The sequence below is a fragment of the Micromonospora rubida genome, assembly GCF_009908295.1.
Taxonomy (GTDB): domain Bacteria; phylum Actinomycetota; class Actinomycetes; order Mycobacteriales; family Micromonosporaceae; genus Micromonospora; species Micromonospora rubida.
Genome location: NZ_JAAALO010000011.1, coordinates 105393 through 125745, shown reverse-complemented (window position 1 = coordinate 125745; position 20353 = coordinate 105393). Strand labels below are relative to the sequence as shown.

Sequence of the window (20353 nt, the reverse complement as noted above, 5' to 3'; positions counted from 1 at the left end):
GGGCCCCGGCGGGCTCCAGGGGCGCTCAGGGCCGGCGGGGGCGCTCAGGGCCGACGCGGGCGCTCAGGGCCGGCGGGGGCGCTCAGGGCCGACGCGGGCGCTCAGGGCCGGCGGGCGTCAGGGGCGCAGCGGGGCGTTGCAGGCCGCGACCAGGGCCTGCCGGCAGGCGGTGGTGAGCGGCCGGAGCGCGGCGTCGCGCTGCTGGGCCTCGTGGTTGTTGATCGCGCCGCCCGGCGCGCTGTGCCCGGCCAGCGCCAGCACCCGGTCCAGCACGGCGGCGCGGGCGAACAGCCGCCGCGCCCGGGGGTCGAAGCCCGGCGGCAGGTCGGTGGTCCCGTCGGGGCGGCGCAGCGCGGCCAGCGCGCCGGCGAGCTCGGGCCGCCACTGGGCCACGTCGAGCCGGGTCAGGGCCGCGGTGGTCTCGGCGAGCGCGCTCGCCAGTTCCGCCTCTGCCTCGGCGGCGCCGGGCGAGGCCAGCGAGGCGGCCGGGGCGTCGGCGGGCAGCGGGTAACACCGCCAGAGCACCGTCTCGAAGGTCATCCCCGAGCCGGAGGTGTGCGTGCGCACCTGCGGGATCAGCCCGATCCCGCCGGCCACCACCGCCTCGCCGGCGACCAGCGCGGTGCCTGCGAAGTCGCCCGGCCCGGGCAGCCCTCGCGGGTCGCCGGGCGCGGGCAGCACCAGGCGGATCTCGTCGGGGGAGAGCTTCGCCAGGGTGGGCAGCGCGTCCCGCAGTGGGACGTCGGTCCAGGTGCCGGGGGCGTCCGAGACGAGATGCTCCTCGTCGCCGGCGATCTCCTCGGCGACCTCGTCGTACGGCACGAGGCCAGCGCGCCACGCGCGCACCCAGGCGACGAACCGGCTCGACCGGCGGGGCGCGAGAGTGACCGCGCCCGCTGCGGGGGAGGACATGCAAGAGAGGGTACGTGGTGCGCGCCGCCCCTGTCTCGACTGCCGCGTGCCCCGCCTCGGTTAGCGTCGATCATGGACTCGTGGTGACCGGATATTCCGTTCGTGCCGCTTTTGTGGGGTGCCCCGATTTCATGATCGGCGCGGCTGACGCGCCCCGGGGCGGGCGGGGGTTAGCGTGGCGGGATGGTTGGGCGGTACGGCGAGGACGTGTTGGCGGGGGACTGGCGGCGGCGGAAGGCGACCCCCGAGGTGGACGCCGAGCCCGATCTCGTGGTCGAGGACGCCGAGTCCGGGTTCTGCGGCGCGGTGGTCGGCTTCGAGTCCGGCGCGGTGGTGCTGGAGGACCGGCACGGCCGGCGGCGCAACTTCCCGCTGCTGCCGGCGGCGTTCCTGCTCGACGGGCGGCCGGTCACGCTGTGCCGTCCGGCCCGCTCGCCCGTGCCGGCGGCCCGCCGGCGCACCGCGTCCGGCTCGATCGCGGTCGACGACGTGCGGGCGCAGGTGGCCAAGGCCAGCCGGATCTGGGTCGAGGGCGTGCACGACGCCGCCCTGGTCGAGCGGATCTGGGGCGACGACCTGCGCGTCGAGGGCGTGGTGGTGGAGCCGCTGGACGGCATCGACGAGCTTTCCGCGCAGGTGCGCGACTTCGCCCCCGGCCCGTCCCGGCGGCTCGGCGTGCTGGTCGACCACCTGGTGCCCGGTTCGAAGGAGAGCCGGATCGTGGCCCGGGTGAACTCCCCGTACGTGCTGGTCACCGGCCACCCCTACGTCGACGTGTGGCAGGCCGTCAAGCCGGCCGCGCTGGGCATCGCCGCGTGGCCGGTGGTGCCGCCGGGGCGGCCGTGGAAGGAAGGGGTCTGCGCGGCCCTCGGGGTGGCGGATCCGCCCGACATGTGGCGGCACATCCTGTCCCGGGTAAACAGCTTCGCCGACGTGGAGACCCCACTGATCAACGCCATGGAACGCCTGATCGACTTCGTCACCACACCCCCGTCCTGACCCACCCCACCCACCCCCACCCCCCACCCCCCATCCCGGCCGCGCAAATTCACGGAAAGCGTGGCCATTCCTCGGCGAATGGCCACGCTTTCCGTGAATTTGCCGGCACCAGGCCGGCACCAGGGCGGCGTCGGGATGGCGTTGGGGTGGTGTCGGGGGTGGGGGTGGGACGGCGCGGGGTGGGGGTGGGGGTCAGGGTTGTTCGTCGGGAGTGCGGGTCAGGACGAAGGTGGCCAGGTCGAGGGCTACGGGGCGGCCCGTGGGGTTGCGGAGCACGGTGAGGATCTCGCCGTCCTGCGGGCCGGAGAGGCCCCGCCAGCGGTCCGGGCCCTCCCGGGTGAACCGCATGACCGGGTTGCCGACCGGGCCGGCCCGCAGTTCGCCGGCGGCGGCGTCGGCGCTGAGCTCGAACTCCGCGCCCATCCACCACCAGCGGCCGGTCAGCTCGGCCAGCTCGGCCGGGGGCGGGGCGTCGGTCGGGAGCCACGGCGCGACCGGGTCCGGCAGCGCGTCCAGTACGGTGGTCAGCACCTCCCGGCCGAGGCCGCCGACGTGGCCGACCCGCAGGCCGTACGAGTTGGCGAAGCCGACCACGGCGGTGCGGGTGGGGCGGTGCACGGCCAGCCCGGCGACGTACCCGGGCATCGACCCGCCGTGGCCGACGTACACCCGGTCGCCGACCCGGTTCAGCTCGATGCCGAGGCCGTGCCCGCCGGTCCACGAGTCGAGGTCGCTGATCACCACGGGCGCGCACATCTCGGTGAGCGTCGCCGGGGCGAGGACGGTCGAATCGGGGTCGGCCAGGAACGCGGCCCACCGGCCGAGGTCGGTGATCGTCGACCAGAGCTGCCCGGCGGGGGCCATCGCCCCGGTGTCGGTGCGCGGCTCCTCCCGCAGCGTGTCGTGCCACGGGTGCACCACGTACCCCCGGGCGAACGGCTCGGTGGCCTGGTACGTGGTGCGGGTCATGCCCAGCGGCTCCAGGATCCGCTGCCGGAGCAGGTCGAACCAGCCCGTCCCGGTGACCGCCTCCAGCACCCCGCCGAGCAGCCCGTACGCCAGGTTGGAGTAGTGGTAGGCCCGGTGCGGCGGGTAGGCGATCTTGTGTTCGCCCACGCCGGCCAGCACGGACGCCAGGTCGCCGACCTCGACCCGCTCCCACCAGGGGCCGTCGGGCTCGCGCTGGAGGCCGCTGGCGTGGCCGAGGAGCTGGCGCAGGGTGAGCGCGCCGACCCCGGTGCCGGGCAGGTGCGCGTCGAGGGGGTCGTGCAGGGCCAGCGTCCCGGCGTCGCGCTGCTGCATGACCAGCACCGCGGTCATCGTCTTGGTGATCGAGCCGAGCCGGTACTGCCGGTCGGCGTCCGGCCGGGGGTGCTCACCGGCGGCGGCGACGTGGGCCAACTCGCCGTCGCGCACCACGCCGAGCACGAGCGACGGGGTACGCCCGGCGGACTGCGCCCGGGCGACGGCGGCGTCGACCCCTCGGGCGGTCTCGGGTGGCAGCGACACGGTTCCTCCACTGACTTTCGGGCGCCGGCGGCGCCTCATGGAACGGCTGCCGCCGAGCTTACCGATCTTGTCGAAGGGCCGCGCGTGCTGCGACGTGTCACTCTTGGGGGGTGGACGCGGTGTTCTGGGTCGTACTGGGTGTGGTGTTGGCGGTCGCCGAGATCTTCACGACGACGCTGTTCCTGATCATGTTCTCGGTCGGCGCGTTCGCCGCCGCCGGGGCCGCGGCCCTGGGTGCGCCGACCGCCGTCCAGGCGCTGGTGTTCGCGGTGGTCTCGGCGCTCACCGTGGCGGTGGCCCGGCCGGCGATCCGCCGGCACGCCCGCTCCGCCCAGGACAGCGGCGAGCAGCCGTTCGGGGTGGAGGCGATCGAGGGGGCCACCGCCCTGGTGCTGGAGTCGGTCGACGCCGACCAGGGCCTCGTCAAGATCGACGGGGAGCTGTGGAGCGCCCGGTCGTTCGATGCGACGCAGAGCTTCGTCCCCGGTCGGCGGGTGCGGGTGATAAAGGTCCAGGGCGCGACGGTCCTGGTCTGGGATGACGACGTTTCCACCTCGGGTGAGCTGCCCGAAGCGAGAGGGTGAAGGGCATGGAATTTGTGACGGTGCTGTTGGTCGCCGTGGCGTTGATCGTCATGGTGACCCTGGTCAAGGCCGTGCGGATCGTGCCGCAGCAGCGCCAGGACGTGGTCGAGCGGCTCGGCAAGTACAAGCGCACCTTGAACCCGGGTTTGAATCTGCTGGTTCCCTTCGTCGACGCGGTCCGCACCAAGGTCGACATGCGGGAGCAGGTGGTCAGCTTCCCGCCGCAGCCTGTGATCACCTCGGACAACCTGGTGGTGTCGATCGACACGGTGCTCTACTTCAAGGTCGTCGACTCGGCCCGGGCCACGTACGAGATCTCGAACTTCCTCCAGGCCATCGAGCAGCTCACCGTCACCACCCTGCGTAACGTGATCGGCTCGCTGGACCTGGAGCGGGCGCTGACCAGCCGCGAGGAGATCAACCGGCACCTCTCCGGCGTGCTGGACGAGACCACCGGCCGGTGGGGCATCAAGGTCACCCGGGTGGAGATCAAGGCGATCGAGCCGCCGGCCAGCATCCGCGACTCGATGGAGAAGCAGATGCGCGCCGAGCGGGACCGCCGGGCGGCGATCCTGAACGCCGAGGGCCACAAGCAGTCGCAGATCCTCACCGCGGAGGGCGAGAAGCAGTCCGCGGTGCTGCGCGCCGACGGTGACCGGCAGGCCCGGATCCTTCAGGCCGAGGGCCAGGCGAAGGCCATTCGGACGGTCTTCGACGCGATCCACCAGGCGAACCCGAGCCAGAAGGTGCTCGCCTACCAGTACCTCCAGGCCCTGCCGCAGATCGCCAACGGCACGGCGAACAAGGTCTGGATCATCCCGGCCGAGCTGACCAAGGCCCTGGAGGGGATGGGCGGCGCGCTCGGCGGGCTGAGCCAGATGATCGGCGACGCGCCGTCGCCGGAGGCCGCTGACGGGGCGAGCGCGGTGGAGCGGGAGGCCGCCGAGGCAGCCCGGGCCGCGGCCGCCGCCGCCCAGCAGATCCACGACGAGGTACGCGTCGCCGAGGCGCAGGCCACCGGCGGCCAGGGTCCGCAGGGGCTGCCGGCCCCCGAGCCGGTGTCCCCGGGCAGCCTGCTGAGCGACCCGGCCGACCAGCGCGAGCGGGGCTGACGACCGCCCGGGCGGAACCCGGGGCAGAATGCGAATAACCCTCATGCGGCGCTCCGGCACCTGACACGATCGGTCCGAAGGACGGGTGGTGACCAGGAGCCGGGGCGCCGCGGCGCGTCCCGCCGCCCGGCGCAGCGATCAGCGCGTCCCGCTCCGCCGACCAGCGCAGCGAGGTGACGCATGAAGGATCCCGCCGACAGGCTCTTCTCCAGCACCCCGGTGCCCGGCGCGCACGACCCGGCCGGGCCGATCGGCTCCCGCCGCACCGGGGGCGGATTCGGGGTGCTGCCGTTCGTCGGCGAGCCGACGCCCGCCCGTCCCGCGACCGACGCCACCTGGGCCTGGTCGCTGCGCCGCTTCGGCCGCGCCGCCGTCTGGCTGCTTCCGGCGTACGCGGTGCTGTACGGCGTGGTCGCGATGGCCAGCGACGGCGGGGTGGGCAACGACCCGTACCCGGCCGACGGGGGGCAGCTCTACCTGGTCGGCTGGGTCGCCGCCGTCTGGCTCGGGCTGCTCGCCCTGCTGGCCCTGACCGGCCTGCTCGCCGCCACCCGCAGCCGCCGAGTGGCCGCCGCGGGGCTGCTGGTCAGCATCGCCGGCACCGTGCTCATGCTGCCGTTCGCCGGGCTGACCGAGCAGGCCCCGGTCTTCGGCACCACGGCCCGCACGCTCGTGCTGGTCGGGGCCACCTGCTACACGGTGGGCTGGTTCCTCACCGGCTGGGCGGTGGCCCGCTCCGGCATGTTCAGCATGGGCGACGGCGCGATGCTGATGATCGCCGCCCCGCTGGTCGGCATCGGCGGCGCGCTGATCGGGTCCCTGCAGGCATTCGGGGCGATCTTCGTGCTGATCGCCGGCATCGGCATCGGGTACCGCTCCGGCCGCCTGGTCCCCGCCGCGATCGCCCGGGACGCGGCCAGCGCCAGCGTCGCCACCGCCACCGCACCCTCCCCGGGCGGCGGCGCGACCCCGGGTCCCGGCGGGGGCCCGCTCGCCGCCGGCTGACCGGTTTCCCGCCGGCCACCCGCGAGGTTCGTCCCGCAACGTGCCGACCAGGTGGGGAAGCGCCTGGCAGGACGCGGTGAATTACCTGACAATCGCCCCCGGGGCTGGCCGGATCGCGGCTTTCGTGGCAATCCTTGGCTCCATGCCGCCACCCCGGTCGCCGCTGTCGCGGCTGTTCACCGTGCTGCTCGCCGGCGTGCTCGCCGGCCTCGTCCTGGCGGTCGCGGCGCTGCCGGGCAACCTGCTGCTCGGCTTCGCCGCGAAGTCGGCGATCGGGTCGTACGCCGTGCTGCCCGAGGCGCTGCGCACCCCGATCACCCCGCAGCGGTCGTACCTCTACGCCAACGACGGTAAGACGCTGATCACCACGTTCTACGACGTGAACCGCACCGATGTGCCGCTGGCCGAGATCGCCCCGGTGCTGCGCCAGGCCGTCGTGGCGGCCGAGGACCGGCGGTTCTACTCGCACGGGGGCACCGACCTGCGCGGCCTCGCCCGCGCCCTGGTCGCCAACGTCACCGGCGGCGGCACCGAGCAGGGCGGCTCCACGCTGACCATGCAGTACGTCCGCAACGTGCTCAAGACCGACCCGGACCGCACCGCCGAGGAGCGGCAGGCCGCCACCGAGCAGACCGTCGGGCGCAAGCTCCAGGAGATCCGGTACGCCACGGCGCTGGAGCAGCGGCTCAGCAAGGACGAGATCCTCAACGGCTATCTCAACATCGCGTACTTCGGCTCCGGCGCGTACGGCATCGCGGCGGCCAGCCAGCGCTACTTCGCCAAGTCCCCGGCCGAGCTGACCCTGCCCGAGGCGGCCCTGCTCGCCGGCCTGGTCCAGTCGCCGGACGCGTACAGCCCGATCGACGGCGACGCCGACGCGGCGCTGTCCCGGCGCGGGTACGTCCTCGACGCGATGGCAGGCACCGGCGCGATCAGCGCCGAGCAGGCCTCGGCGGCCAAGGCGGAGAAGCTGGCGCTGAGCCCTACCCGGCAGCCCAACGGCTGCACCGCCGTGGCGCAGGGCCACGACGACTGGGGCTTCTTCTGCGACTACCTGCGCGAGTGGTGGCTCACCCAGCCCGCGTTCGGCGAGACCGTCGCCGAGCGCGAGCAGGCGCTGCGCCGGGGCGGCTACACCGTGGTCACCTCGCTGGACCCGAAGATCCAGGCCACGGCGCAGCAGCAGGCCACCGCCGTGTACGGGTACGACAACAAGCGCGCCCTGCCGATCGCGGCCGTGCAGCCCGGCACCGGCCGGGTGCTCGCCATGGCGGTCAACCGGCACTACAGCCTCGACGCGAACCCGGCCGGGCGGGCCAACCACCCCAACACCGTCAACCCGCTGATCTCCGGCGGCGGCGGCGTCGACGGGTACCAGGCCGGGTCGACGTTCAAGCTGTTCACCATGCTCGCCGCCCTGGAGAACGGCAAGCAGCTCGCCACCGGCTTCGACGCGCCCAGCCGGCTGCCCACCCGGTACGCCGCCGAGGGCGAGGCAAGCTGCGACGGCACGTGGTGCCCGGCGAACGCCAACCCGCAGTGGATGGACGGCTACCGCACCATGTGGGACGGCTTCGGCCGCTCGGTGAACACGTACTTCGTCTGGCTGGCCGAGCAGGTCGGCCCGGCGAAGGTGGTGGAGATGGCCCAGCGCCTCGGCATCACCTTCCGGGCCGACTCGGACGCCGCCTTCGCGAAGGACAACGCGGCCAACTGGGGCTCGTTCACCCTCGGCGTGGCCGCCACCACCCCCCTCGACCTCGCGAACGCGTACGCGACCGTGGCCGCCGAGGGGACGTACTGCGCCCCGCTGCCGGTGGTCTCGGTGACCGCCGCCGACGGCGACCGGGTGCCGGTCGGCGAGCCGTCCTGCCGCAAGGTGCTCGACGCCGACGTGGCCCGGGCCGCCACCGACGCGGCGCGCTGCCCGGTCGGCCAGCAGACCACGTTCGGCCAGTGCGACGGCGGCACCGCGACCTCGGTGGACCGGATCGTCGGCCGGCAGGTCGCCGGCAAGACCGGCAGCTCGGAGAAGAACGCCACCGAGACGTTCGTCGGTTTCACCCCGCAGGTCGCCGTGGCCGGCATCGCCGCCAACCCGGACGAACCGGGCGACTCGGTCGGCTCGGCCGTGCAGGCGAAGGTGATCGACGCGGTGGCCCGGACCATCCGCACGGCCGTCGACGGCCAGCCGGTGCGCGAGTTCACCCCGCCCAGCCGGGCGCTGGCCGGCGAGGTGCACCGCCCCGCCCCGGAGCCGTCCCGTCCCACCCCACCCCGCCAGCAGCAGGACGACTCGGCGAACCCACTGCGCTGGTTCAACCGCCGCGGCTGAGGACGCGCCAGCGGCGGCGGCGGGCCTGGTTCAGCCGTCGCGGCTGAGGGCGCGTAGCGGCGGCGGCGGGGCTGGTTCAGCCGTCGCGGCGGCGGGGACGCCAGGTGGCGACGGTGCTGGGCACGCCGCGCCGGATGATCCCCGCCCGGTCGGCGTCACCGCGCAGCATCGCCGCCGCCGTCTTGCGTGCCTGCTCGGCGGTGAAGTGCGGGGGCAGCATCAGCTCCGCCGGGTCCACCACCGCGTTGATCACCGTCGGCCGGTCGGCGGTCAGGGCGCGCTGCCACACGTCGGGCACCTGGTCGGGGGAGTCGACCAGGACGCCGCGCAGGCCGAGCACCTCCGCCCACCGGTGGTAGTCGACGTCGGGCAGGTCCTGGCTGGCCGGGAACATCGGCGTGCCCTCGGTGGAGCGCTGCTCCCAGCTGACGAAGGCGAGGTCCCGGTTGTTCAGCACCAGCACCACGAACCGGGGGTCCGACCAGCTCCGCCAGTACTTCGCCACGGTGATCAGCTCGTTGACCCCGTTCATCTGCATCGCCCCGTCGCCGAGCAGCGCCACCAGCGGCCGGTCCGGGTGGGCGAACTTCGCCGCGATCCCGTACGGCATGCCGCCGCCCATGGACAGCAGGGTGCCCGACAGGCTGGCCAGCATCCCGGGGCGGACCCGCACGTGCCGGGCGTACCAGGCGGTGCTGGTGCCGCAGTCCACCGAGAGCATCACGTCCCCGGGTAGCTGGTCGTCCAGCGCCGTGAACAGCGACTGCGGGTTCACCGGGTCGGCGGACTGGCCGGCGATCTCCCGCTGGGCCCGCCGCCAGGTGGAGGTCGCGTCGGCGATCTTCTGCCGCCAGGCGGTCGGGGCCGGGCCGGGGCCCAGCTCGCGCAGCAGCGCCCGCAGCGTCGGCCCGGCGTCGCCGGTGAGGTTGACCTCGGTGGGGTAGCGCAGCCCCATCCGGGTGCCGTCCACGTCGACCTGCACGGCCCGGGCCTGCCCCTCGGGCGGGTAGAACTCCGAGTACGGCATGTTGCTGCCCACGATCAGCAGCCGGTCGCAGTCGCGCATGAGCTGCCAGCTCGGCCGGGTGCCGAGCAGCCCGATCGCCCCGGTCACCCACGGCTCGCGGTGGTCGACGGCGGCGAACCCGAGCAGGGCGACGGCCACCCCGGCGCCGAGCCGGTCGGCGACCCGGCGCACCTCGGCCTCGGCGCCCAGCGCGCCCTGGCCGACCAGCATCGCCACCCGCTCGCCGCCGCGCAGCACCTCGGCGGCCCGGCGCACGTCCGCCTCCGGCGGCACGGTGGTGGCGCTGCTCGGCACGGCGCTGGTGTGGTAGTAGCCGTGCGCGTGCGGCGGGTCCGGCACCGCCGGGCGGTCCTGCACGTCCAGGGGGAGCACCAGCGCGGTGACGGTACGCCGGGCCAGCGCCGTCCGGCAGGCCCGGTCCACCAAATGCCGCACCTGGGACGGGTCGTCGAGCTGGGCCAGGAACGCCGAGGCGACATCCTTGTAGAGGGCGAGCAGGTCGATCTCCTGGTAGTAGCTGCCGCCCTCGGCGGTCAGCGCGGTGTTCCCGACCAGGGCCACCACCGGCTGGTGGTCCAGCTTCGCGTCGTACAGGCCGTTGAGCAGGTGGACCGCCCCGGGGCCGCTGGTGACCAGGGCACAGCCGAGCGGGCCGCCGCCGTACTTCACGTGCGCCGAGGCGGCGAAACCGGCGGTCTCCTCGTGCCGCACCTGGACGAACTCCGCCCGCCCGGCGGCGCGCTGCAGCGCCGAGGTCATGCCGTTGATGCCGTCGCCGGGGTAGCCGAAGTACCGGTGTACTCCCCACCGGGACAGCCGGGCCACGATGTGGTCGGCGACGGTGGCGCTCTTCGGCAGGCCGCCCTGTCCGTCCGGTGTCGGCCCGCCCGCCTGGTTCGCGCTCACCCGTCAGGTCCCTCCGGTAGCGTCCGCTGTCCGCGGGCGCGTTCCCCGTCGTACCCGGGGAAAACGCCGACCGGCGACCGGCGCGCGGCGGCGGCGGCGCGGTCCGGCAGAATCGCCGGGTGCCCGTCCACCAGATCACCGACCCCGACGACGACCGGATCGCCGACTACCGCGCCCTGACCGACGTGGAGCTGCGCACCCGGTGGGAGCCGCCGCACGGCCTGTTCATCGCCGAGGGGGAGCTGGTGCTGCGCCGGGCGCTGCGGGCCGGCTACCCCGCCCGGTCGTTCCTGGTCGACGCCAAGCGCGTCGACCAGCTCGCCGACCTCGACACCGGCGACGCCCCCGTATACGCGGCCACCCCGGACGTGCTGGAGCGGGCCACCGGCTTCCACGTGCACCGGGGGGTGCTCGCCTCGTTCCACCGCAAACCGCTGCCGGACGCGGCCGAGGTGCTCGCCGACGCCCGGCGGGTGGTGATCCTGGAGGACGTCAACAACCACACCAACCTGGGCGCGATCTTCCGGGCCGTGGCCGCGCTGGGGGTGGACGCCGTGCTGCTCTCCCCGTCCTGCGCCGACCCGCTCTACCGGCGCAGCGTCCGGGTCAGCATGGGGGAGGTCTTCGCCGTGCCGTACGCCCGGCTGGCGCCCTGGCCGGACGCGCTCGCCGACGTGCGGGCGGCCGGCTTCGCGGTGCTGGCGCTGACCCCCGCGCCGGACGCGGTGCCGATCCAGCGCCTCGACGCCGCCGCCCGGGCCCGCTCGGCGCTGCTGCTCGGCGCGGAGGGGGCCGGGCTGACCCGGGCCGCGATGGACGCCAGCGACGTGCGGGTGGTGATCCCGATGCGGCGGGGGGTGGACTCGCTCAACGTGGCCGCCGCCACCGCCGTGGCCTGCTGGGAGCTGGGCCGCGACGACCAGCCCTGAGCCGCGCCCGTCCCCGTCCCGGGCCGCCGGGCGGGCGTCCCCGTCCCCGCGCCGGCGGCGGGCGGAGTTCCGCCCACCGCCGGCGGCCGGGTCAGGCGGTGAAGTACGTCGACCAGAAGTTGTGGGTCGGCCAGCTCGTCACGGCGTTCGACGCCGTCCAGAGCGCGGAGTCGATCGGGGCGTAGCTCAGCCCGGAGGAATCGTCGCGCCGGTTGAACACCGCCGCCCAGCTCAGCCCGTGGTACGTGCGGACCAGCAGGCTGTACGTACCGGCGAAGCTGCCGGTGTGCCAGATGTTGCGTCCGGTGCCGCCGGTGACCGGGCGGACCGCCCAGCCCATCCCGTAGTACCAGCCGTCCGGGTTCACCCCGAGCCCGGCGGGCGTGGCGAAGACCTGCCCGGTCGAGGTGCTGTTGAGTACCGGGCTGCCGCTTTCGAACGCGCGGGCCCAGCGGACCAGGTCGACCGCCGAGGCGAGCCAGCCGCCGTTGGCGTCGTGCAGCCGCATGCTGAACGTGCCGTACGGGGCGTTGACGACCGTGCCGGAGTTGTCCAGCACGGTCGTGCCCGTGTACTGGGACTCGTAGCCGACCTCGCCGCTGTGCCGGTTGATCGTCCACCCGGTCGCCATCCGGGTGATGCCCAGCGGCGCGAGCAGCTTCTGCCGCACGTACGTCTCGTAGGGCAGGCCGCTGACCTTCTCCACGATCCGGCCGGCCAGCAGGTAGCCGTAGTTGCTGTAGGAGACCGTCGAGCCGGGGGCGTGCGACAGCGGCTGGCCGGACATGTACCGGATGACGTCGGCGTGCGTCAGCTCCAGCGGCACCCCGAGCGAGCTGGCGATGACCCGGTCCTTGAACAGGGGGTCGAACGCGGTCAGGTCCCGGTTCCAACCGCCGGTGTGCTGGAGCAGCCGCCGGAGGGTGACCTGGGGCAGCCGGGAATCGGTCGCCTGGCCGGCCGGCGGGGTGAACTGGAGGAACTTCGTGATCGGGTCGTCGAGGCCCAGCTTGCCGTCCTGGGCCAGCCGGACCAGCGCGGCGGCGGTCAGCGACTTGGAGAGGCTGGCCACCCGGAACAGCGAGGTCGGCTGGATGAGCTGGGGGGAGTTGTCGCCGTACCCCCGGGCGAGCACCAGCCGCCCCTGGTAGGTGACCGCGAGCTGCCCGGCGGAAATGTGTCTGGCCTGCATGAACGACTTCATCGCGTTGTCGAACGCGCTCAGCGCGGCGACCGTGGTGCCGGTGGCGGTCCAGGTGTCCGCCACCGCCTGGGCCGCCGTCGCGCCCAACCCGAGCGCCCCCAGCGCCCCCGCCCCTGCGGCGGCGCCCACCAGCTTGCCGAACCCGCGCCGGCTGACAGTTGTCCCGTCCATGCCGCTCCTTCCGATTGGTCGTGGTCGAAAGGCACCGTACTGCACAAGATCGATGTCGGGGGGTACGGCCGGACCGGCGGCCCGTGCGGAATCGACGTCACGGACGGTAGCGTGTCGCCCGTGTTCCCTACCGTCCGTGAGGTCCTCGCGCTCGACCCGGTCCGCCATGGCACGCCCCGCCTGGTCGCCGGGGAGTCCGGCCTGGACCGGCCGGTGCGCTGGGTGCACGTGGCCGAGGTGCCGGACATCGCCACCCTGCTGCGCGGCGGCGAACTGGTGCTCACCACGGGCATCGGGCTGCCCGCCGACGACGCCGGCCTGCGCGTGTTCATCGGCGCACTGGCCGACGTCGGCGTCTCCGGTCTGGTGGTCGAGCTGGGTCGCCGGTACGTCAGCGGCGTGCCCCGGGTGATGGCCGCCGCCGCCGAGCGGCGCGGCCTGCCGCTGGTGGAGCTGCGCCGGGCCACCCCGTTCGTCCGGGTGACCGAGGCCGTGCACGCGCTGATCGTCGACGCCCAGCTCACCGAGCTGCGGGCGACCGAGGAGATCCACCAGCGGTTCACCGAACTGTCGGTCGAGGGCGCCGGCCCGGCGGAGGTGGTCCGGCAGGCCGCCGAGCTGTCCGGCTGCCCGGTGGTGCTGGAGAACCTGTCCCGGCAGGTGCTCGCGTACGACCCGGCGGGGGAGAGCGCCGAGCTGCTGCTGGACGGCTGGGAGCAGCACTCTCGGCGGATCAGCCCGGCCGGGCGCACCGCGTACGACCAGGACAGCGGCTGGCTGGTGACCACCGTCGGGGCCCGGGGGCAGGACTGGGGCCGGCTGTTGCTGCGCTGGCCGGCCGGCAGCGAGCTGACCACCCCCGCACCGATCCCCGACGGGATGCCGGACCCGGAGCCGGGTCGGATCGGGCCGGGCGCACCGCCGACCCGGTTGACCATCCTCGTCGAGCGGGCCGCCTCCGCCCTCGCGCTGGGCCGGCTGATCCGCCGCGACGCGGAGGGGCTGGAGCGGCAGATCCACCGGACCCTGCTCACCGCCCTGCTGGACCACTCCCGCCCCGTCGACGAGGTGGCCCTGCGGGCCCGGGCGCTCGGCGTCGCGCTGGAACGCCGGCATCTGGTCGGCGTGGTGGTGCGGTACCGGGCCGACGAGCCGGCCGTCGAGGTCGGCATCCCGGGCGAGGCCGGCCCGGTCGACCCGGAGGCCGGGCCGGCCCGACTGCGGGACCTGTCCGAGGCGGTCGGGCAGACCCTGCGCGAGGCGAAGCTGACCGGGCTGAGCAGCGCCATCGACGACCAGGCCGTCGGTGTACTGCTCGCCCTGCCCGACGCGGCGGCCGAGGAGCGGTCGCTGGCCGCCTTCGCCGCCGCGCTGCGCCGCAACCGGATGGACGCCGCCCCGCCCCGCCCGCCCGACACCGTCCCCGCCCGCCCCGGCGCGCTGCCGTCGCTGCTCCGGACCGCCGGGTCGGCTGCGGTGATCGTCGCCGCCGGGTCCGGAGTGGGCAGCCTGCGGGAGGCCCGCCGGTCGTTGGTCGAGGCGCGGCAGGTCGCCGACGCGGCCCGCCGGGACCGCAGGGACCTGCCGATCTTCCGGCTGCCGCATGTCGGGCTGGCCGGCCTGCTGCACCTGCTGCGGGACGAGCCGCGCCTCCAGACCTTCGTCGAGCGCGAGCTGGGTGCCCTGCTGGCGTACGACGCCCGGCACCCCCGGGAGCAGTTGCTCGGCACTCTGCGGGCCTACCTGGAGCAGGGCCGGAACAAGTCGGCCGGCGCCGCCGCGGCACACCTTTCCCGGCCCGCCTTCTACGAGCGCCTGGCCCGCATCGCCCGGATCCTCGCCGTCGACCTCGACTCCGTGGAGGCGTGCATCTCCCTGCACGTCGCCCTGCTGGCCCTGGACGCCGTCCGCACCCCCTGACCCACCCCACCCCCTCCCCGATCCCGTCCCCTCTCCCCCTGCCCGGGCTGCCGGGGCTGCCCGGGGGTCGACGGGCTGCGTGGGGCCGGGCCGGTGGGGGTGGGTCAGGTTTGGGTGGTCAGGGACTTGGCGTAGGGGGCGGGGATGTGGTTGGGGCCGCCCGGGGTGAAGACGTCCGAGTTGGCTGCCGCCGACCAGGCGGTCTCGGGGACCGCGTCGACCAGGGCGCGGACGACCGGGGCCTCGCGCCACTGGTCCTGCTCGGCCAGCAGGCTGAGCGCCACCACTGACTCCTCGACCTCGCCGACGCACTCGAACGGCTTGTGGCCGTCCACGCCCAGCAGCTCCCGGTAGCCGGGGATCTGGGCCTCGTCGGCCAGCAGGTCGCCGCCGAAGATGTGGATGATCCGCTCGCGCGGCATGAACGGCGCCATGGCCAGGAAGACGAACCGGCACTTCGGGCAGTCGCGGCACCACCGCTCGCTGGCGTCGCGCAGCTTGAACGCGGCGTTGCAGCTCGTCACCACGTCGTCGTACCGGTCGATCGCGGCGAACAGCCGGGCGATGTGCAGCTCGGACAGCGAGCGCAGCAGCGAGAAGTACGGCTCGGTGAGCCCCGCGTGCTCGGCCAGCGCCGCCCGCAGCAGCCCCTCCGCCTCGACCCCCTTGGACCACTGGTGGTTGATCTCGTGCCCGTTCCAGACCAGGTTCGGGTCGGACGCGGACCGCTCGTTGGACATCACCACCGGGCCGAGCCCGTTGAGCACCGCCGTGGCGACCGCGATCAGCGAGTTGATCGCGGTGACCGGGATGTGGCCGTTGCGCGCGCCGGCCGCGTTGAGGTCGAACAGCACCGGGTCGAGCCGCCGCCGGGCGGCCAGCGGGGCCAGCCCGGACGCCTCGTTGACCGAGACGATGACGTGGTTCGGGTTCACCGAGAACGGCACCGGGTCGAGGCCGGCCCGGCGCAGCGCCTCCAGGCTGACGATGGAGTCCTTGCCGCCGCCGACGGCCGACAGCGGGCGCAGGTCGGAGTTGTCGTACTCGCGGGCGGGCGACACCGACCCCGGCGGGATCTCCGGGGCCAGCTCCAGCACGTGCGGGAGCTGGTTGCGGTACGCGTACTCGGCGAGGCCCCTGGCGTAGACGGCGGTGACCAGCTCGGCGGCGGCCGGGCCGAGCGGCGCCGGCAGCACCAGCCGGGGCGGGGCGGCGGCCTTGTAGTAGCTGACCCCGGCGACGATGTGCAGCAGCTCCAGGACCCGGCCCAGGGTGGCCACCGTCTCGTCCGAGGGCGGCTCGGCCGGCAGCGGCAGGGTGATCACCTCGGTGAACCGCTGCTCGCCGTCGGGGCCGGTGAGGGCGTAGTCGAACAACGCCTCTCCCGTGGAGAGGTCGATCGAGTAGGACGGGAAGGTGAAGGCGTCCATCCGCCGGAGCTGCTCGTTGGGCACACGCCATACTAGGCCCTGGTTCGTCCGGCCGTGCCCGGCTGCGCCGGACCGGGCCGCCGACCGACCCCAGCCCTGAGGAGATCACTCGTGCGCCTGTCTGACCTGCGCGGACGTACCGTCGCCGTCTGGGGCACCGGCCGGGAGGGCCGGGCGGCGGTGACCGCGATCGCCGCGCACGGCCCGGCCGGCCTGGTCGCCGTGGACGACAGCGCCAACTTCCTCGCCCTGCCGTGGGACGGCCCGCTGGCCGAGGCGGCCCCGCTGGTCACCGGCGACGAGGGCCTCGCCCGGCTGGCCGCCGCCGACGTGGTGGTCCGCTCCCCGGGGGTGCCGAACACCCACCCGTGGATGGTCGAGCTGCGCCGCCGGGGCGTCACCGTCACCCAGGGCAGCGCGCTGTGGATGGCCGACCATGCCCGGCGCACCGTCGGGGTGACCGGCAGCAAGGGCAAGTCCACCACGTCCAGCCTGATCAGCCACCTGCTCGCGGCGGTCGACCGACCGAACGTCTTCGGTGGCAACATCGGGGTGCCGCTGCTGGACCTGCCCGAGGCCGACCTTTACGTGCTGGAGCTGTCCAGCTACCAGTGCACCGACCTGACCGACTCGCCCCGGGTCGCGGCGGTCACCGCGCTCTTCCCCGAGCACCTGGACGCGCACGGCGGCGAGCGGGAGTACTACCGGGACAAGCTCAACCTGCTGGCGTACGGGCCGGAGACCGTGGTGGTCAACGTCGCCGACCCGCGGCTCGTCGCCGAGCTGGGCGACCGGCCGGCCGTGCGCGCCGGCTCCCCGGACACCACCCACGTGGCCACCGGCCCGGACGGCACGCCCTGGTTCCACCTCGCCGACCGGCCGCTGTTCCCCCGCGCCGTGCTGCCCCTGGTGGGCCGGCACAACGAGGGCAACCTGTGCGTCGCCCTCGCCGTGCTCGACGCCCTCGGCGTGGACGTGGTGGCCCGGAAGGACACCCTCGCCGTCGCGGTCGCCGGGTTCCAGGGGCTGGCCCACCGGCTCACCGAGATCGCCGACCCGTCCGGGCTGACCTTCGTCGACGACACCCTGGCCACCAGCCCTTACGCGGCGATGCACGCGATCGACGCGTACGAGGGGCGGCCGTTGACGGTGATCGTCGGGGGCACCGACCGGGGGCTGGACTACACGCCGCTGCGCGAGCACCTGACCGAGCGGGAGCTGACCGTGCTCGGCATCCCGGACAGCGGGGAGCGGATCGTCGGCGCCCTCGCCGGGCTGCCGAAGGTGCGTACCGAGATGGTCGAGGACCTGGTCGCCGCCGTGCGCCGGGCCCGGGAGCTGACCCCGGCCGACGGGGTGGTGCTGCTCTCCCCGGCCGCGCCCAGCTACGGGCGGTTCCGCAACTTCGAGCACCGCTCCGAGGTCTTCGCCGAGGCGGTCCGGGACACCGCCGCCGGTTAGGGATGCGCGTGCTGCCGACATCATCGGCCTTCACCGGGTCGGCCTATCCTCCTTCGGCTCCTATGGAGCTGCCCCGTTTGTGCTACCGATTGAGCGGGAGCGTAGACGGGGCAGCTCCATAGGAGCCGGATGGCAGGTCCCCGACCGGGCGCGGGGCGCAGTTGGCCGGCCGCCGCTCGACTGGCCGGCGTGCGGGGCGGCAGGGGGCGGCGATCTCCCGGGGCGTTCGCGAAAGAGGGCCCAGGATTGCGACAGAATCTAGTCCGACGAGGCCGCCTCGTCCCGCGACTGCCGCAGCCGCCGGGCGCGCTCCCGCAGGTGCTCGGGCACGAGTTCGAGCAGTTGGTCGGGGCGCAGTGGCAGGTCGAGGAGGCTGAGCTTGACGCGGTTGCGTCGCCCGAGGGCGGCGGCGTCGAACCGGACCACGTTGACGACGTTCGGTCGTAGCCGCAGGATCACGTGGCCCTTGGGCCCGATCCGGCTGACGGCCGCGCCGTCGAGGGACATCCGCAGGGTCTCCCGCTCGGATGGGTTGCGGAGCGTGACGGTTTCCTCGCCGCCGAGGACGATGGTGCGGCTGATGCCCGACATGGGCGCGACCGGCGTCAGCCCGATCGCGGGGATCGACGGGGAGATGACCGGTCCTCCCGCGGCGTAGTTGTAGGCGGTGGAGCCGGTGGGTGTGCACGCGATCACCGCGTCGCAACGGTAGTAGCCGTGGCGGACGTCGTTGATCTCCAGGTCCAGGGTCACCGCCGCCCCTGGACGCTCGCCGGTGAGCACGATGTCGTTGAACGCGGTCGCCGGCCCGAGGGAGTCGGTATCGCCGTCGACTTCCAGGCAGCTGTGTGGTTCGAGGCTGAACCGGCCGTTGACCATCTCGTCGAGTGCCGCGGGCAGTTGCGCCGGGGAGACCTCGATGAGGAACCCGAGGTTGCCGTGGTTGACGCCGAGCACGGGAGTCTGCCGCCCCGCCATCAGGCGCATGGCGCCGAGCATGGTGCCGTCCCCGCCGAGGCTGATCACGGCGTCGACGCGCTCGACGAACTCCTGGTCGTCCATGGCCAGCACGCCGTCGCCCAGCCGGGCGGCGTCGCCCGGGCGCGCCACGACGGGGGAGCCGTGCTGCGCGGCGGCCCGCGTCACCGTCGCGACCGACTCGCTGACGTCGTTGCGCGGATGAACCACCAGGCCCAGGACGAACGGCTCCGGTCCTGGTGTGGGCACGTCGGTCATGCTTTTCTCCCGTCCCGGGTGGGCCGGTCTGTCCGCAGGGCCACCCGATCAGGGCACAGGTTACGCACCGGGCGGCCCGGGGGTCCGCAGCACCGGGAAAGCCATCCCCGGCCGGCTCGCTCGCGTAGTGCCTGCTCACCGCGTCGTGGGGGTGGGCGCCGGGGCCGCGCACCCGGCTGGCGCGCGTTCCCTGGCCGAAGGTGCCGGCCCGCACCGGCCCCCGCAGGCCAGGCCGTCCGGTGCGCCCACCCGCGCGGCTACGTCTGGTCGACTCCCCACCGGTGCCGCCCGTCGGTCACGGGGACGGGCTCGGGACCTGCGGAAGTCTCCGGGCCTGCGGAAGCCTCTGGGCCTGCGGAAGTCTCCGGGTCGTCCTCCGGGTCCATCGGGTCCACTGCGGTCGTCGCGGCGGGGCGGGTCGCCGGGGCGGTGCCGGGGCGGGGCGTCCTGGCCGGGGTCCAGGCGAACGCCAGGCAACCGCCGACCAGCGCGAGCAACATCCCGACGAAGAACCCGCCCAGGTTGGAGGTCAGCCAGGAGACCAGGGCGAGCACCAGGGAGACCAGCGCGTAGAAGACCCGCTGGGGTGGGTGGGCCACCAGCAGCACGCCGCAGAGCAGCAGGATGACCGGCCCGAGGTAGCCGGCCAGCCCCTGCGGCCCGATGTGCAGGATCACCGGCAGCGGAGCGCGCAGGGTCAGCAGGATCTCGGCGCCGCCGAGGGCGACCAGCAGCCCGCCCCAGAAGGGGCGGCTGCGCCGCCAGGCCCGCCACCGGCCGCCCCGCGTCTCACCACCGCGCGTCGCCCCGGCCGCGCGCGCCCCGCCACCACGCCACGCCCTGGCCGCGCGTGCCCCGCCACCGTCGGTCATCTCAGCATCCTTCGGAGGTGAACCGCATCCGCAGGTTCGGCAGGGTGAAGACCGCCGCCGTGGTGGCGTAGTTGTTCTGCCGCAGGTCGGTGATGGTCACCGTGTCGGCCTGCTGGCCGAAGACCCCCGGGTTGCCCCGCACGCCGGGCACCTGGTCCAGCGTGCTGGCGTCCTGCCCGATGTCGATGGATTTGAACGAGGCGTTGCCGGAGAGCTCGTCCGAGTCCACGACCAGGGTGCGGGCGCTGACCGGCTTGCCGTCGCCGCCGGCGGTGAGCTTCATGTACATGCCGCCGAGGTTGATGCTCTGGCACAGGTTGGTCAGCTCGGCCTTGTCGATCGCCGAGACGATCACGACGACCTGGCCGCCCGTGTCGCCCTGGTTGGGGCTGTCCTCGATCATCTGGTCGAGGGTGGCGAACTGCTCGAACCCGGTCCCGCTGAGCTTGTCGGCGGTGACCACGAAGGGCATTCCGGAGATCGCGAACTGGGCGCTGAGCACCCCCTGGGCGGTGAGCACCACCATTCCTGCGGCGCCGGCGCCGACGACGGCCAGGCTGGCCGCGAACCGGCGCCAGCGCACGCCGCTCTGGGGTGGGACCGGTTCGATGGGTACGGTGTCGTCCGACATGACGGCTCCTCTTCGAGATCGATTCGTCCGCGACAATGCGATGAACGCGCCGCGGATCATGGGGGATGATCTGAATTGGTTGCGCGTTGTGCTGTTCGGGTCGCTGCACC

15 protein-coding genes and 2 pseudogenes are annotated in these 20353 nt (G+C 74.2%); 9 read left to right on the top strand and 8 right to left on the bottom strand.

Going from position 1 to position 20353, the window contains the following annotated elements; translation table 11 throughout:
• Positions 1 to 117: 117 nt before the first annotated feature.
• Positions 118 to 912, bottom strand: coding sequence for a hypothetical protein (locus GVV04_RS28645; protein WP_161692115.1), 795 nt, complete (start codon positions 910 to 912; stop codon positions 118 to 120).
• Between the two features lie 183 nt (positions 913 to 1095).
• Between GVV04_RS28645 and GVV04_RS28640 the strand changes: the two genes are divergently transcribed.
• Positions 1096 to 1911: a DUF3097 domain-containing protein gene (locus GVV04_RS28640; RefSeq protein WP_161692114.1), complete on the top strand. Its 816-nt coding sequence runs from the start codon at positions 1096 to 1098 to the stop codon at positions 1909 to 1911.
• Positions 1912 to 2103: 192 nt separating this feature from the next.
• On the opposite strand, the gene GVV04_RS28635 is transcribed toward GVV04_RS28640, so the two are convergent.
• A complete protein-coding gene (locus tag GVV04_RS28635; protein WP_161692113.1) occupies positions 2104 to 3420 on the bottom strand; it encodes a serine hydrolase domain-containing protein in 1317 nt (438 codons plus the stop codon).
• A 110-nt stretch (positions 3421 to 3530) separates the two neighbouring features.
• On the opposite strand from GVV04_RS28635, the gene GVV04_RS28630 reads away from it, so the two are divergent.
• The 4 genes from GVV04_RS28630 to GVV04_RS28615 all read left to right on the top strand — a co-directional run bounded on the left by GVV04_RS28630 (position 3531) and on the right by GVV04_RS28615 (position 8456).
• A complete protein-coding gene (locus GVV04_RS28630; RefSeq protein WP_161692112.1) occupies positions 3531 to 4004 on the top strand; it encodes an NfeD family protein in 474 nt (157 codons plus the stop codon).
• Positions 4005 to 4009: 5 nt separating this feature from the next.
• Complete coding sequence (locus GVV04_RS28625; protein WP_161692111.1) at positions 4010 to 5116, top strand: SPFH domain-containing protein; 1107 nt, start codon at positions 4010 to 4012, stop codon at positions 5114 to 5116.
• A gap of 180 nt (positions 5117 to 5296) precedes the next feature.
• Complete coding sequence (locus GVV04_RS28620; RefSeq protein ID WP_161692110.1) at positions 5297 to 6121, top strand: hypothetical protein; 825 nt, start codon at positions 5297 to 5299, stop codon at positions 6119 to 6121.
• 142 nt (positions 6122 to 6263) lie between these two features.
• A complete protein-coding gene (locus tag GVV04_RS28615) occupies positions 6264 to 8456 on the top strand; it encodes a transglycosylase domain-containing protein (RefSeq protein WP_235967163.1) in 2193 nt (730 codons plus the stop codon).
• Positions 8457 to 8532: 76 nt separating this feature from the next.
• Here GVV04_RS28615 and GVV04_RS28610 read toward each other — a convergent pair whose 3' ends face one another.
• Complete coding sequence (locus tag GVV04_RS28610; RefSeq protein WP_328822626.1) at positions 8533 to 10389, bottom strand: thiamine pyrophosphate-requiring protein; 1857 nt, start codon at positions 10387 to 10389, stop codon at positions 8533 to 8535.
• Between the two features lie 26 nt (positions 10390 to 10415).
• Here GVV04_RS28610 and GVV04_RS28605 point away from each other — a divergent pair, with 26 nt between their 5' ends.
• Positions 10416 to 11318: a TrmH family RNA methyltransferase gene (locus GVV04_RS28605; RefSeq protein WP_407938853.1), complete on the top strand. Its 903-nt coding sequence runs from the start codon at positions 10416 to 10418 to the stop codon at positions 11316 to 11318.
• Positions 11319 to 11409: 91 nt separating this feature from the next.
• On the opposite strand, the gene GVV04_RS28600 is transcribed toward GVV04_RS28605, so the two are convergent.
• Positions 11410 to 12693, bottom strand: coding sequence for a serine hydrolase domain-containing protein (locus GVV04_RS28600; protein WP_161692107.1), 1284 nt, complete (start codon positions 12691 to 12693; stop codon positions 11410 to 11412).
• A gap of 120 nt (positions 12694 to 12813) precedes the next feature.
• Between GVV04_RS28600 and GVV04_RS34965 the strand changes: the two are divergent.
• Together GVV04_RS34965 and GVV04_RS34960 are read left to right on the top strand one after the other, a co-directional pair.
• Positions 12814 to 13537 (top strand): annotated as a pseudogene (locus tag GVV04_RS34965) (PucR family transcriptional regulator ligand-binding domain-containing protein); the annotation flags it as partial.
• 71 nt (positions 13538 to 13608) lie between these two features.
• A pseudogene (locus GVV04_RS34960) lies at positions 13609 to 14613 on the top strand (PucR family transcriptional regulator); the annotation flags it as partial.
• Between the two features lie 104 nt (positions 14614 to 14717).
• Here the strand turns inward: GVV04_RS34960 and GVV04_RS28590 are convergent.
• Positions 14718 to 16067 (bottom strand): hypothetical protein, encoded by a 1350-nt coding sequence (locus tag GVV04_RS28590; protein ID WP_161692105.1) that lies wholly within the window; start codon positions 16065 to 16067, stop codon positions 14718 to 14720.
• A gap of 87 nt (positions 16068 to 16154) precedes the next feature.
• On the opposite strand from GVV04_RS28590, the gene murD reads away from it, so the two are divergent.
• Complete coding sequence (murD, locus tag GVV04_RS28585) at positions 16155 to 17504, top strand: UDP-N-acetylmuramoyl-L-alanine--D-glutamate ligase (RefSeq protein ID WP_161692104.1); 1350 nt, start codon at positions 16155 to 16157, stop codon at positions 17502 to 17504.
• Positions 17505 to 17762: 258 nt separating this feature from the next.
• On the opposite strand, the gene GVV04_RS28580 is transcribed toward murD, so the two are convergent.
• The 3 genes from GVV04_RS28580 to GVV04_RS28570 all read right to left on the bottom strand — a co-directional run bounded on the left by GVV04_RS28580 (position 17763) and on the right by GVV04_RS28570 (position 20243).
• Positions 17763 to 18740, bottom strand: coding sequence for an NAD(+)/NADH kinase (locus GVV04_RS28580; RefSeq protein WP_161692103.1), 978 nt, complete (start codon positions 18738 to 18740; stop codon positions 17763 to 17765).
• Between the two features lie 257 nt (positions 18741 to 18997).
• Positions 18998 to 19612 (bottom strand): DUF6114 domain-containing protein, encoded by a 615-nt coding sequence (locus GVV04_RS33635; protein WP_235967161.1) that lies wholly within the window; start codon positions 19610 to 19612, stop codon positions 18998 to 19000.
• Position 19613: 1 nt separating this feature from the next.
• Positions 19614 to 20243 (bottom strand): DUF6230 family protein, encoded by a 630-nt coding sequence (locus tag GVV04_RS28570; protein WP_161692102.1) that lies wholly within the window; start codon positions 20241 to 20243, stop codon positions 19614 to 19616.
• Between the last annotated feature and the right edge of the window lie 110 nt (positions 20244 to 20353).